We start from the raw sequence: 13,759 nt of genomic DNA on the forward strand, positions 1-13,759 counted from the left end.
AGGGCTTAGCAGTAGCCAGCGTCACCACAAGTACCACCTTGTGACCAAGCTACTCGACCTGCAGTGTCTACTGTTGCTGTTAAGGTGTAGGTCACGGGAGTAGTTTCTGTATTTGAAGCTGTAATTGTAGCGCCACTTGTTGTTACTGCATATACAGTACTTTTTACTTTGCCATAACCCGTGGAGTCATCAGCAGGAATACCTTTTTTGCCAGCTTTACCACATCCTGCAATGGTATCAGAAAATGATGATAACCCTTCTAGTTGGGCACAAAGTTCTACAGCTGTTTTGATTGGTCCGGTTGCAGCTATAACTTCAGCGAACTCTGCTCGTTTGGTATAATTCTGATAAGCAGGCATGCCTACACCCGCCAAAATAGCCACAATTGCTACTACGATCATCAATTCTATTAACGTAAAACCTTGTTGCTGTGCTTTTTGTTGTACTCTCATTTTTTATATCCTTATAAAAATTACCAAATAGTCCTTTACTCATCACAAGGTATCAAATGGTATGAGGCATCTGATGAGCTGGATTTATTTAAACCTTTATTTAACATTTTGTATACATAAGTTTAACGATCGAGATCGAGTTATACGACAATCTGTCTGGATAATCGCTTGATTTATTGACATATAATTGTCTTGTACTAAGGTTTTGGGAGTATATTTGAGATGATTAGAAGGTTATTTCTAGATGAATGACTAAATAGGGAGTAGGAGATAGGTATTAATTTTATTTTAACGAATGGGCTCGTTATTTACATTAAGTGTTAAAAGCACTGCCTCATTAGTGGCAGTGCTCAATATTTTACTACTACTTTAGAACGGATAAGGTTATCTCGTTCTACTGTAATGCTGATTATTAAACTGAGATTATTTAATAAAGCGCATCGACAGGTCAGTTGCTTGTACGTGCTTTGTTAGTGCGCCAACCGAGATAAAGTCAACACCGGTTGCCGCAAAGCTGGCTAGTGTTTCAATTGTTACGTTCCCTGATACTTCTAATTTAGCCTTACCTTGGTTTAACTCAACCGCAGCACGCATCATTGGAATATCAAAGTTATCGATCATGACAATATCTGCACCTGCATCTAATGCTTGTTGCAACTCAGCTAGGCTTTCCGTTTCAACTTCAACTGGCTTACCAGGTTGTAGCTCTTTTGCTTTAGCGATAGCATTTTCAATACCACCACAAGCCATGATGTGGTTTTCTTTAATTAGGTAAGCATCGAACAAGCCGATACGGTGGTTTTTACCGCCGCCACAAGTTACCGCATATTTTTGGGCAAAACGTAGGCCTGGGATTGTTTTACGGGTATCAAGTAGCTGACATTTGGTACCAGTAAGTTCATTAACATATTGTTTGGTTAATGTGGCAACCCCAGATAATGTTTGTACAAAGTTGAGGGCGTTACGTTCGCCAGTTAATAACGTACGTGCTGGACCTTCTAGCGTGAATAACGTTTGGTCTGCGGCAACTAAATCGCCGTCTGCAACAAACCAAGTCACGGTTACGGCATCACCAAGCTGGTGGAATACTTCATCAACCCAGGATTTACCACAAAATACCGCTTGTTCACGACTGATCACTTTGGCTTTCGCTTGTGTTTCTGCGGCGATTAAGTTTGCCGTGATATCACCTTCAGCCACACTTTGACCACCAAGGTCTTCTGCTAATGCAGTGCTTACTGCGCGGCGTATTTCTTGTTGTAACATAATAATTCCTAGGTCGATTAAAAACTAATATTCACTTAGCGTGAGGGTTTTGCCTTGCTGGACTAATTTAACTTGTTTCAATGCATTCATACCCAGCAGAATTGTATCACCATCCATATAAGGATTGATATTGGCACCGAGGTCGTAAAGCGTTAACTTACCAACCGATAAGCTATCTAAGCGAGTTGAAAATACTTCAATCACGCCATTAGCGGTATTGACTGATTGACTATAGCCAGCGGTTAGGCCGATCTGTTCGGCGACGTGTGCCGGTATTGAAACCTGCGTGGCGCCCGTATCGAGTAAAAATTTTACCTGATAACCATTTATATAACCATGAGTAACATAGTGTCCGGCACGATTTTGTTGCAGCATCACCACTGCATTGCCATTTTGGTGGTAACTTTCTGGGTTACTATTGGGGTTTTGCTGGTTCGATAAATAATTATCGAAGAATAGCGTCAGGACAATTAACCCACTTATCCAGGCGATATAAGTCATGGCTTTGGCTATTTTTTGATTTCCATCCATTAGCTTTCTCCATTCTAAACGAGGTATTTTACCGATGTAGTTCTGTATTTTACGGATAGAACTATGTTATTGCTAACGATATCATTGTAAAGTGAGGCTATTGTAGCTAGTCGTTATTGTAACGAGTAGCTTTGACTCGGATTAAATTTGATTATAAGTCAGAAGGTATAAATACAGTGGTAAATAGACAAGCAAAATCAGGATTATTGGCAGATGCTGATTTTTTAGTGTCTCCACATTTTGATGACCGTCCCAGCGATGTTGATATCGATTTACTCGTGATCCATTGTATCAGTTTACCTCCTGAACAATATGGTGCTGATTATGTTGAAGACTTTTTTCTCGGTAAACTCGATTGTAGTCTGCATCCTTATTTTCAAAAATTAATCTCGGTAAGAGTTTCTGCACATTTATACATCCGCCGTAATGGACGCGTGATCCAATTTGTACCGTTCGCTAAACGTGCTTGGCATGCTGGACTCTCTGAATTTGAGGGTCAAGTCAGGTGTAATGATTTTTCTATTGGTATTGAGTTAGAAGGGGATGTTAACCACCCTTATACTGCGGCCCAGTATCAATGCCTGACAACGGTAACCCGAGAAATACAAATCCGCTATCCATTAATCACCCAAGCGCGTATTACCGGCCACAGTGATATCGCCCCGTACCGTAAAGATGATCCCGGCCCGCATTTTGATTGGCAACACTATTTCGCATGTTTAAATTCAAAGGCTGATCAATAAGGACAACTAATATGGCATTAATATCTCTGCTGCTGGCATTACTCATTGAGCGAGTAGTACATTTGAGCGTTAAACTGCAGTTCGATAATGTACTGCAGCGTTATCTGTTTCCGTTACTACCTTCGTTTATCAATGGTGGTTTGTTTGGTACGCTGGCGATTATCGCATTACCAGCCATTTTGATGTACAGCTTATTAGATGCACTGGCGGGTCTTTATTATGGTATTTTTACCATTTTTACTTGGTTACTATTATTGTTGATGAGTTTTGGTGGTAGTGACTATCGCCGTGATTATCGCCAGTATCTGAAAGCCTTGAGCCGTAATGACTTAAAAGCTAAAGGTATGTATGCCAATTGTTTAGACGTGAATAGTGAGCGTTGTTGCGCGACGTTACTGACCCAAACTGTTGCCCAGCAGTTAGTTTGGCTTAATTACCGTTTTTATTTTGCGGTGATTTTTTACTTTGCCGTCGCAGGACCGATTGGATTAACGTTATATGTCGTGGCGCGTAGCTACCATAAATATATTATTCAACATCATAGCAAGCGCTTAAAGCACACTGGTATTCATCGGGTCATGCGGGTGGTTGATTGGTTACCGGCACGCTTAACAATGCTTGGTTTTGCGCTGGTGGCGGAAGAGCAGGCCGCCTTACCACAGAGTTTACGCAGTTGGCGCGATCTATCGACGCCAGAATTTGATTTATTAGGCAAGGTTGTATATCTCGCGAGTAACTCTAATGTAGAAACAGATCTATGTTATGACTATACCTGCTATTTAGTGCAGCTAGCGAAACGAAATATTACCTTCTTTGTGACTATCATCTCTCTCCTTACCATTAACGGTACTATTATTTAATGCGCCACTCAATGCGTATTGATTGTTCATCTCAGCACGGTTCACTGATTCGTTAAGCATAATCTAATGTAGTTAAATCGTCTGATTTTTGATAATCAATAGGCTGTTATGGTCTATGCTTTATTGTGCTTAAACATCCTCTTAAGTGGTAAGACCAATATAACAGGGTTATCACTTTTGGGGTAGTTTGTTGCAGTTTAGTGCTTAGGGTTTAGTTATTTAAACTGGCCTGAAGAGTAATCACCCTATTAATATGCTTTGTTTATCCATTTATTTAGATTGATTAATACTGACTATTTTGATTTAAACAGCATTAATACGAACAAAAATGTCTATTTTTAATGACAATCGAACGTGGTTTTGGTAAATTGTCATGACTTAATATTAAATTGGTCTTACCAATTTACCACTGGTCATTTTGAGGTTCACATGGTCTATCGAAAAATTCAACCGCCGAAGTTGTCAGATGCAATCGCAGAACAACTAGAGCAGATGATTTTGGAAGGTAGTTTAGAATCCGGCCAGCGCTTACCTTCAGAGCGTGATTTAGCTCTGCAGTTAGAGGTTTCTCGCCCAACTGTACGTGATGCAATTCTACGTCTGGAAAGCAAAGGTTTATTGGAACGTCGTCAAGGGCGTGGTACATGGGTGAAGAAGGTCATGGACCAAACACTGATGGAACCGCTGTTTCAATTATTGACGACACACCCTGAAGCGCAATTAGATTTGCTTGAATTTCGTCATGCCTTAGAAGGTATCTCAGCCTATTACGCCGCGTTGCGTGGTACTGAAACCGATTTTCAACAATTGCGTGTTGCGCTTGATGCTGTGACGGCATCGGAATTAGCGCAAGATCCGCAATTGCAGGCGCAAGCCGTCAGTGCGTTTAATATTGCGGTTACCGCGGCATCACATAATATTGTGTTGTTGCATCTTCTGCGTGGTTTGAATCCATTGTTAGAAGATAATATTTGTCAAAATTTTAGGTTGTTGGAAAAGCGTCAAGGTGTGGTTGAACAAATTAGCCAACACCGCGGTGATATGCTCACTGCAATTCTTAACCGACAACCAGAAACAGCCAGAGAAGCATGTCATGCCCATCTGGCTTATATCGAGCAAGCATTGCTAGATATTGGGCGTGAAGATAGCCGCATTAATCGTGCGTCACGCCGTATAAAACAAGCTAAATAGTGTTACTAATGAATATTCTTAAACATACCTATGCTTAAGAATATTTCTTTAATATTGTAGAGATCTAATTAGTAAGGAATCTCATATGTCCGACATCTTAAAGCATGATGTAGACCCAATCGAAACTACCGAATGGCTAGAATCAATCGAATCAGTAATTCGTGAAGAAGGTCTTGAACGTGCACAGTATTTGCTAGAAAAAGTAATTGCAAAAGCACATCAAGACGGCGTTGCACTAGGTAAAGGCGGCATCACTACGGATTACATTAATACCATCCGTACTGAAGACCAACCTGTATACCCAGGTGACGAGAAACTAGAACGTCGTATTCGTTCGATTATCCGCTGGAATGCTTTAATGATCGTACTACGTGCATCAAAGAAAGACTTAGATTTAGGTGGCCACATGGCATCTTTCCAGTCTTCTGCTGCACTTTACGATGTATGTTTCAACCACTTCTTCCGTGCTCCAACGGAAAAAGACGGTGGCGATTTAGTTTATTACCAAGGTCATATTTCTCCTGGTATCTACGCGCGTTCATTTGTTGAAGGCCGTTTAACTGAAGAGCAACTAAACAACTTCCGTCAAGAAGTTGATGGTAAAGGTATCCCGTCATACCCACATCCTAAGTTGATGCCTGAATACTGGCAGTTCCCTACAGTATCTATGGGTCTTGGTCCATTCTCTGCTATCTATCAAGCGCGTTTCTTGAAATACCTAGATGGCCGTGGTCTTAAACAGACTGAAGATCAAACTGTATACGCTTTCCTAGGTGATGGCGAAATGGATGAACCAGAATCACGTGGCGCATTATCATTTGCAGCTCGTGAAGGTTTAGACAATTTAGTATTTGTTGTTAACTGTAACTTACAACGTCTAGATGGCCCTGTAATGGGTAACGGTAAGATCATTCAAGAACTAGAAAGCTTATTTAAAGGCGCTGGTTGGAATGTGATTAAAGTTGTTTGGGGCGAAGAGTGGGATGAACTTCTTGCTAAAGATACGTCTGGTAAATTACTACAGTTAATGAATGAAACTGTAGATGGTGATTACCAAACGTTGAAAGCTAAAGGCGGCGCTTACGTACGCGAGCATTTCTTTAATCGTTACCCTGAAACTGCTGCATTAGTTGCAGACATGACTGATGATGAAATCTACGCACTTAAGCGTGGCGGTCATTCATCAAGTAAACTTTACGCTGCTTATGCAAAAGCAAAAGCAACAGTAGGTTTACCAACAGTTATCCTAGCTAAAACTGTAAAAGGTTACGGTATGGGTGAAGCTGCTGAAGGTAAAAACATCGCGCACGGCGTGAAAAAAATGAAATCGGATACGCTTAAGCAGTTCCGTGATCGTTTCGATGTACCTGTATCTGATGATCAGTTGTTAGAACTACCGTATGTTAAAATCGAAGAAGGCACGCCTGAACACGAATACATGCATGCGCGTCGTAAAGAATTAAACGGTTACTTACCACAACGTAAACCTGAATTCTCTGGCAAGCTAGATATCCCAACTGTTGAAGATTTCGGCGTGCTACTTGGTGAGCAAAAACGTGAAATCTCGACAACGATGGCTTATGTCCGTGCTTTAAACGTGCTACTTAAGCACAAAGGTGTTGGCAAAAACATCGTACCAATTATCGCCGATGAAGCGCGTACATTTGGTATGGAAGGTTTATTCCGTCAAGTGGGTATTTATAACCCTAAAGGTCAAGCATACACACCTCAAGATCGCGAAATCGTTTCTTACTATAAAGAAGAAACTAGCGGCCAAGTACTTCAAGAAGGTATTAATGAGCTAGGTGCTATGTCTTCATGGGTTGCAGCGGCAACATCATACAGTACTAATGACGTACCTATGATCCCACTGTATATTTATTATTCAATGTTTGGTTTCCAACGTATTGGTGACTCTGCATGGATGGCTGGCGATCAAATGGCGCGTGGCTTCCTATTAGGTGCTACAGCTGGTCGTACAACGCTAAACGGTGAAGGTCTTCAACATGAAGATGGTCACAGCTTAGTACAAGCAGGCCTTATTCCGAACTGTGTGTCTTATGACCCAACATTCGCGTATGAAGTTGCTGTTGTATTACAAGATGGTTTACGTCGTATGTACGGCGAGCAAGAAAATGTTTTCTATTACATCACATTGATGAATGAAAACTATGCTCACCATGCAATGCCTGAAGGTGCTGAAGCAGGTATCCGTAAAGGTATGTATAAGTTAGAAACTTATACTGGCGAAAAAGCAAAAGTACAATTATTAAGTTCAGGTACTATCATGATGCAAGTACGCGAAGCGGCTCGTATCTTAAGTGAAGACTATGGTATTGGTTCTGACGTATTCTCGGTAACTTCATTCAATGAAATTGCACGTGAAGGTCAAGACGTTGAACGTTACAACATGCTACACCCTGAAGCTGAGCAAAAAGTACCGTACATCACTACACTAATGAGTGATGCGCCTGCTATTGCCGCGACAGATTATATCAAAAACTATGCAGAACAAGCGCGTGCATACGTGCCGACTTCATACAAAGTTCTTGGTACAGACGGTTTTGGTCGTTCAGACAGCCGTGCAAACTTACGTCGTCACTTCGAAGTTAACGCGCAATACGTAGTTGTTGCTGCATTATCTGAATTAGTTAAGAAAGGCGATCTAGAAAATCAAGTTGTTGTTGATGCAATTGCAAAATATAACATCGACGCTGATAAATTAAACCCTCTATACGCATAAGGTATAAAAAATGAGTATTGAAATTTTCGTTCCAGACATTGGTGATGATGAAGTAGAAGTAACTGAGATTTCCGTTCAAATCGGCGATACAGTTGCAGAAGAAGATACTTTGCTTGCTGTTGAGGGTGACAAAGCGTCTATGGAAGTACCTGCGCCACAAGCTGGTGTAGTACAAGAAATCCGTGTAAATGTTGGTGATACAGTGAAAACTGGTTCATTAATCTTTATCTTCGCTGCTGAAGCCGGTGCTGCTGCACCAGTTGCTGAAGTTGTAGCTGAGGCACCTGCTGTTGAAGCTGCTCCTGTTGCTGCCGCTGCTGCGCAAGTGTTAGAAGTTAACATTCCTGACATCGGCGACGATGAAGTGGAAGTAACTGAGATTTCAGTTAAAGTTGGCGATACTGTTGCTGAAGAAGACACTTTAATGGCTGTTGAAGGCGATAAAGCTTCAATGGAAGTTCCTGCACCATTCGCTGGTGTTGTGAAAGAAATTAAAGCAGCTGTTGGCGATAAAGTAACAACTGGTTCTTTCATCATGACGTTTGAAGTTGCTGGCGCTGCACCTGTTGCTGCACCTGTTGCTGCTCCTGTAGCACAAGCTGCTGCCGCTGCACCTGCTGCAAAAGTTGAAGCTCCGAAAGCTGCTGCTCCTGTTGCATCAAAAACGGCACCTGAAGCAACTGGTTTCGTTGAAAACGACGCTTACCACCATGCATCACCAGTAGTTCGTCGTCTAGCACGCGAATTCGGTGTTAACTTAGATAAAGTTGGCGCAACTGGTCGTAAAGGTCGCATCGCAAAAGAAGACGTACAAACTTACGTTAAAAATGCAGTTAAACGTTTAGAATCTGGCGCTACTGGCGGCAACGGTTCTGGTATGGACGTACTAGCATGGCCGAAAGTTGATTTCGCTAAATTTGGTGAAATCGAAGTAGTTAAGATGACTCGCATCCAGAAAATTTCTGGTCCGAACCTGCACCGTAACTGGGTTAAAATCCCACACGTTACACAGTTCGACGAAGCAGACATCACTGAACTAGAAGCGTTCCGTAAAGTTGAGAACAACAAACTTGTTAAGCAAGATAAAGGCTTCAAGATTTCTCCACTTATCTTCATCGTTAAAGCAGTAGCTAAAGCGTTAGCTGATTATCCGAAGTTCAATACTTCAATCGGCGAAGATGGCGAAAGCATCATTCAGAAGAAATACATCAACGTTGGTGTTGCTGTTGATACACCAAACGGTCTAGTTGTTCCGGTTATCCGTAACGTTGACCAGAAAGGTATTTACGAGCTTTGCCAAGATCTTGCTGTTATCTCTAAGAAAGCACGTGCTGGTAAACTGACTTCTTCTGACATGCAAGGCGGTTGTTTCACAATTTCTAGCCTTGGCGGTATCGGTGGTACTCAATTTACACCTATCGTTAATGCTCCTGAAGTGGCAATCTTAGGCGTATCACGTTCTGAAATTAAACCTAAGTGGGATGGCAAAGACTTTGCTCCTCGTCTTATGTTACCAATGGCGCTTTCATATGATCACCGTGTGATCGATGGCGCTGATGGTGCTCGTTTTGTTACAGCATTAAACGGATATCTTTCAGATCTTCGTCAGCTAGTACTTTAATTTTAGTTAAGCAAAAGCTTAATTTTAATCGAGTAATAGTTTTAGTATTTAATTAAAGAGAAGTTTTGGTATTTAATCAGAAGAGTTATCGCATTTTTGCAATGTTTTAACTCTTTTTACTTCTCATTTATTTAACATATATGTAAAATTATCTGGATTCGAACATCATTACTCAGAAGCTTTAAATTGTGCCTCTGAGTGAGGTAACCGCCATTCCAGATAATTAAATGACAACGAGGTCATAATGAGTAATGAAGTTAAAGCTCAAGTCGTAGTACTTGGCGCTGGTCCTGCGGGCTACTCTGCTGCATTCCGTGCTGCAGATTTAGGTTTAGAAACTGTAATCATCGAACGTTATAACACCTTAGGTGGTGTTTGTCTTAACGTTGGTTGTATCCCTTCAAAAGCTTTACTACACGTAGCTAAAGTAATCGAAGAAGCAAAATCATTAGCGGACCACGGTATCGTGTTCGGCGCACCACAAACTGACATCACTAAAATCCGTTCATGGAAAGAAAAAGTTGTTGGTCAATTAACTGGTGGTCTTGGCGGTATGGCTAAGATGCGTAAAGTTAAAGTGGTTGAAGGTTTAGCACAATTTACTGGCGCTAACACTATCGAAGCAACAGACCGTGACGGTAACGTTACAACAGTTACTTTTGATAATGCAATCATTGCAGCGGGTTCACGCCCAGTTAAACTACCATTCATCCCGCATGAAGATCCACGCGTTTGGGATTCAACTGATGCACTAGAACTGAAAGAAGTTCCTGGTAAATTACTTGTTCTTGGTGGTGGTATTATCGGTCTAGAAATGGGTACTGTGTACTCGGCACTAGGTTCTGATATTGACGTTGTTGAGTTTGCAGATCAATTAGTACCTGCAGCGGATAAAGACATCGTTAAGGTTTATGCTAAAGCAGTTAAAAACAAATTTAACGTTATGCTAAGCACTAAAGTAACAGGCGTTGAAGCAAAAGAAGACGGTCTATACGTTACGTTTGAAGGCAAAAAAGCGCCTGCTGAAGCAGTACGCTATGACGCAGTGCTTGTTGCTGTTGGTCGTGTACCAAACGGTCTTGGCTTAAATGCTGAGAAAGCGGGTATTAATGTAACTGAACGTGGCTTTATCGAAACAGATAAAACCATGAGCACGAACGTTCCACACATCTATGCAATCGGCGATATCGTTGGTCAACCTATGTTGGCGCATAAAGGTGTGCATGAAGGTCACGTTGCTGCAGAAAACATTGCTGGCAAGAAACACTTCTTCGATCCTAAAGTTATTCCATCAATTGCTTACACTGAGCCAGAAATGGCGTGGGCAGGTCTAACTGAGAAAGAAGCGAAAGAGCAAGGCGTAAACTACGAAGCTGCTGTATTCCCTTGGGCTGCATCAGGTCGTGCGATCGCTTCTGACGCATCTAACGGTATGACTAAGTTATTATTCAACAAAGACACTAACCGTATCATCGGTGGTGCTATGGTTGGTACTAACGCGGGTGAATTACTAGGTGAAGTTTGTCTAGCAATTGAAATGGGTTGTGATGCAGAAGATATCGCATTAACAATTCATGCACACCCAACGTTACACGAATCAGTTGGTATGGCTGCAGAAATTTATGAAGGTTCTATTACTGACCTTCCTAATGCAAAAGCGGTGAAGAAAAAATAATTTAGCGGTTTAATCGTTACACGTTAGCGAATTAATTGTTAATAATAGAAGCGACCTTAGGGTCGCTTTTTTTATACCTGTTTTTCTATCCTAGCCCATAAAATGCTGGTTCGGTTATTTTATGTCATTGGTATTAGGCATTTTAAAACAGAAGTTGCTAATATGGTTGGGTATAACTATACATTGCATTGAATATAACGTGTTGTTCCCAGTGGATGGGATGGATTAATTTTTAGGATCATCATTAAACTATGTCTCAGATTAAACGGATTTTTGGTTCTTCATTTACCATGATGAACGGGTTACTTCTCGCTTTTATTAGCCTTAATATAAGCACCGCTAGCGCCGCAGATGCTATTTCTACTCCAGCTACTATGAGTGAAAAAACACGCCCTAAAATTGGTCTAGCGTTAAGTGGTGGTGGTGCCAAAGGTGCTGCGCATTTAGGGGTGATTAAGTATTTAGAAAAACACAATATTCCCGTCGATTATATCTCTGGCACCAGCATGGGTTCCTTTATCGCTGGTATGTATGCCATGGGACGTTCAACAGCCGAAATAGAGCTGATATTAGCAGAGTATGACTGGAGCCAAGGTTATAACGATGACGTGCCACGTGAGGCGTTGTCGATAAGAGAAAAACAGCGTCAGGATTCATTTCAAATCCACACCAATATCGGCTTTGACGGCACCAGTGTGGAATATCCATCGGGCTTTGTACAAGGCCAAGGCATGGGGAAACTGTTACGTCTTTCAACTAATAGCTTACCTTATGTAAATCATTTTGACTTGCTGCCGATACCGTATCGCGCTATTGCTACCAATATTGAAACCATGCGCGAAGTAGTATTAGAGCGTGGTGATTTATCCAAAGTGATGCAAGCGAGTATGTCTATCCCTGGCGCGCTAACGCCTGTATTTATTGACGGCCAGCACCTTGTTGACGGTGGTATGGTGAATAACTTACCGATTGGTGTATTACAGGAGATGGGCGCTGATATCGTGATTGCGGTGGATATTGGTTCACAGCTTTACAGCCAAGAAGAGATCACTAGTGCGTTCCTTATTTTTGATCAGCTATCGAGTTCGATGACACGTGCGAGTGCTAATGAACAGATCTTAAAGTTATCTGAGCAAGATGTGTTATTGAGCCCTGATATTGATGGCATAGGTACGGCTGATTTTGATTTGATGCCAGAGGCAGTTGTACGCGGTGAAAAGGCCGCTGAATACGCCAGTGCTAAATTGAATGCATTATCACTATCAGATGCAAATTATGCGGTATACCAACAGCAAAAAGCAGCGCGAAAGCAGCAATTAGCACAAATTGAAACCATTGAAATAAATGATATTAAAATTAATACCGATACGCGATTAAGCCCACGTGTTATCGAAAATAAATTAAGCTTAAAGCGTGGTGACAAAATTACTGTCGCGGAGTTAGAGCAGGAACTTGATGGGCTTTATGCATTAAACCTATTTCAAAAAGTGGATTACAGTATTACTGAAAAAGACGGTCTTCATGATTTGAATATCAATGTGGTTGAGAAAAGTTGGGGGCCGGGTTATGTGGACTTTAAATTTAACATTCAGCAATCAACGACCAGTGATGATAGCCAGCAAATCGGTTTACAATATATTTTGAGTGATTTAAATCGACTGGGCGGAGAGTGGCGTACTGAGTTAGTGTATGGTTCGGACTCTAACATCAGTACTGAATTTTACTCGCCAATTGATTATAACCAATATTTTTTCTTTAAAACTGGTGTGCGTTTAGAAAACTATGAAAGTAAGCTCTATTTAGGTTCTGTTAATGATCCGGCGCTTACACCAATTAATTCTACGTTCGAATATTTTCCGGTTAAAACAGAACAAATAGGCGTTTTTGCTGAATTAGGTGCAATCCCGCTTGAGTGGATGCAGATTGCGGTAGGTAGTTATTATCAATCAGGCACAGCGGAAATAATTGGTACTACCATCGATAAAGATTTCGATAGTCAAGGCTGGTATGTAAAAACTCGTTTAGATTCGTTTGATAATATTTCGTTCCCAACAAAAGGTTTCAAATTAGATGCGGATGTTTACATTGATACTGGTGATTATTTAAATAGTAACGAGAATAATATCTTCTTCAGTTTAGATTGGCGTAATGCGGTGTCATTAGATCGTTCTACGTTGGAGTTCAAGGCATCAGTGGCCAGTTATGATGGGCCAGCTATCTCCCCTACGTTCGAAGTCGGTATTGGTGGTTTCCAGAATCTGTCGGGTTATGGCATTAACGAGTTGACCGGGAATCACAAAGGACTGGTGGCATTAATCTATCGCCATCGTTTATTGGATAACAATTTTGGCGCATTCTCATTACCACTTTATTTAGGGGCTTCAATCGAGCAGGGTAATGTCTGGAACGATACTGATGACATCAGTTTTGATTCAACGATTACAGCGGGTAGTATGTTTGTCGCGCTAGATACCGGTATTGGTCCGGTGATGCTGTCTTATGGTTATGCCGAAGGGGGTCATGCTTCTGGCTATTTGTTTATTGGTAATAATTTCTAGATATGGCGTTATAAACATTCACGTAAATTAGTTATCATTTTTTCATCATAAGTTTGATGAATGTTGAGTATTTATGTAAAAGTCCTGATGCACATGCTGCTTTAATTTTAATTTTAAGT

The 13,759-nt window shown here is 41.2% G+C and carries 10 protein-coding genes; 7 read left to right on the top strand and 3 right to left on the bottom strand.

What is annotated here, in order from left to right; all coding sequences use genetic code 11:
- Positions 1-5 precede the first annotated feature (5 nt).
- The 3 genes from FR932_RS19290 to FR932_RS19300 all read right to left on the bottom strand — a co-directional run bounded on the left by FR932_RS19290 (position 6) and on the right by FR932_RS19300 (position 2,249).
- Positions 6-452: a pilin gene (locus tag FR932_RS19290; RefSeq protein ID WP_019442596.1), complete on the bottom strand. Its 447-nt coding sequence runs from the start codon at positions 450-452 to the stop codon at positions 6-8.
- A 423-nt stretch (positions 453-875) separates the two neighbouring features.
- Complete coding sequence (gene nadC, locus FR932_RS19295; protein WP_019442595.1) at positions 876-1,718, bottom strand: carboxylating nicotinate-nucleotide diphosphorylase; 843 nt, start codon at positions 1,716-1,718, stop codon at positions 876-878.
- A gap of 24 nt (positions 1,719-1,742) precedes the next feature.
- A complete protein-coding gene (locus FR932_RS19300) occupies positions 1,743-2,249 on the bottom strand; it encodes a retropepsin-like aspartic protease family protein (protein ID WP_019442594.1) in 507 nt (168 codons plus the stop codon).
- 176 nt (positions 2,250-2,425) lie between these two features.
- Here FR932_RS19300 and ampD point away from each other — a divergent pair, with 176 nt between their 5' ends.
- The 7 genes from ampD (at position 2,426) to FR932_RS19335 (ending at position 13,640) form a co-directional block, all read left to right on the top strand.
- Positions 2,426-2,992: a 1,6-anhydro-N-acetylmuramyl-L-alanine amidase AmpD gene (gene ampD, locus FR932_RS19305; RefSeq protein ID WP_019442593.1), complete on the top strand. Its 567-nt coding sequence runs from the start codon at positions 2,426-2,428 to the stop codon at positions 2,990-2,992.
- 11 nt (positions 2,993-3,003) lie between these two features.
- The gene (ampE, locus tag FR932_RS19310; protein ID WP_019442592.1) at positions 3,004-3,852 is read left to right on the top strand and encodes a regulatory signaling modulator protein AmpE; all 849 of its coding nucleotides are present in this window, start codon (positions 3,004-3,006) and stop codon (positions 3,850-3,852) included.
- Between the two features lie 429 nt (positions 3,853-4,281).
- Positions 4,282-5,043, top strand: coding sequence for a pyruvate dehydrogenase complex transcriptional repressor PdhR (pdhR, locus tag FR932_RS19315; protein ID WP_019442591.1), 762 nt, complete (start codon positions 4,282-4,284; stop codon positions 5,041-5,043).
- Between the two features lie 85 nt (positions 5,044-5,128).
- The gene (gene aceE / locus FR932_RS19320; protein ID WP_019442590.1) at positions 5,129-7,786 is read left to right on the top strand and encodes a pyruvate dehydrogenase (acetyl-transferring), homodimeric type; all 2,658 of its coding nucleotides are present in this window, start codon (positions 5,129-5,131) and stop codon (positions 7,784-7,786) included.
- A gap of 10 nt (positions 7,787-7,796) precedes the next feature.
- Positions 7,797-9,407, top strand: coding sequence for a pyruvate dehydrogenase complex dihydrolipoyllysine-residue acetyltransferase (aceF, locus tag FR932_RS19325; protein WP_019442589.1), 1,611 nt, complete (start codon positions 7,797-7,799; stop codon positions 9,405-9,407).
- A 244-nt stretch (positions 9,408-9,651) separates the two neighbouring features.
- Complete coding sequence (lpdA, locus tag FR932_RS19330; protein WP_019442588.1) at positions 9,652-11,082, top strand: dihydrolipoyl dehydrogenase; 1,431 nt, start codon at positions 9,652-9,654, stop codon at positions 11,080-11,082.
- 251 nt (positions 11,083-11,333) lie between these two features.
- On the top strand, positions 11,334-13,640 hold the full coding sequence (locus FR932_RS19335) for a patatin-like phospholipase family protein (RefSeq protein WP_019442587.1): 2,307 nt from the start codon (positions 11,334-11,336) through the stop codon (positions 13,638-13,640).
- Positions 13,641-13,759: the final 119 nt, after the last annotated feature.

This window comes from Moritella marina ATCC 15381 (genome assembly GCF_008931805.1).
GTDB lineage: Bacteria > Pseudomonadota > Gammaproteobacteria > Enterobacterales > Moritellaceae > Moritella > Moritella marina.

What these genes read in the sequence shown, in the direction of transcription:
- FR932_RS19290 (WP_019442596.1), bottom strand. Translation starts at nt 452, where the DNA reads ATGAGAGTACAACAAAAAGCACAGCAACAAGGTTTTACGTTAATAGAA.
- nadC (WP_019442595.1), bottom strand. Translation starts at nt 1,718, where the DNA reads ATGTTACAACAAGAAATACGCCGCGCAGTAAGCACTGCATTAGCAGAA.
- FR932_RS19300 (WP_019442594.1), bottom strand. Translation starts at nt 2,249, where the DNA reads ATGGATGGAAATCAAAAAATAGCCAAAGCCATGACTTATATCGCCTGG.
- ampE (WP_019442592.1), top strand. Translation starts at nt 3,004, where the DNA reads ATGGCATTAATATCTCTGCTGCTGGCATTACTCATTGAGCGAGTAGTA.
- pdhR (WP_019442591.1), top strand. Translation starts at nt 4,282, where the DNA reads ATGGTCTATCGAAAAATTCAACCGCCGAAGTTGTCAGATGCAATCGCA.
- aceE (WP_019442590.1), top strand. Translation starts at nt 5,129, where the DNA reads ATGTCCGACATCTTAAAGCATGATGTAGACCCAATCGAAACTACCGAA.
- aceF (WP_019442589.1), top strand. Translation starts at nt 7,797, where the DNA reads ATGAGTATTGAAATTTTCGTTCCAGACATTGGTGATGATGAAGTAGAA.
- lpdA (WP_019442588.1), top strand. Translation starts at nt 9,652, where the DNA reads ATGAGTAATGAAGTTAAAGCTCAAGTCGTAGTACTTGGCGCTGGTCCT.
- FR932_RS19335 (WP_019442587.1), top strand. Translation starts at nt 11,334, where the DNA reads ATGTCTCAGATTAAACGGATTTTTGGTTCTTCATTTACCATGATGAAC.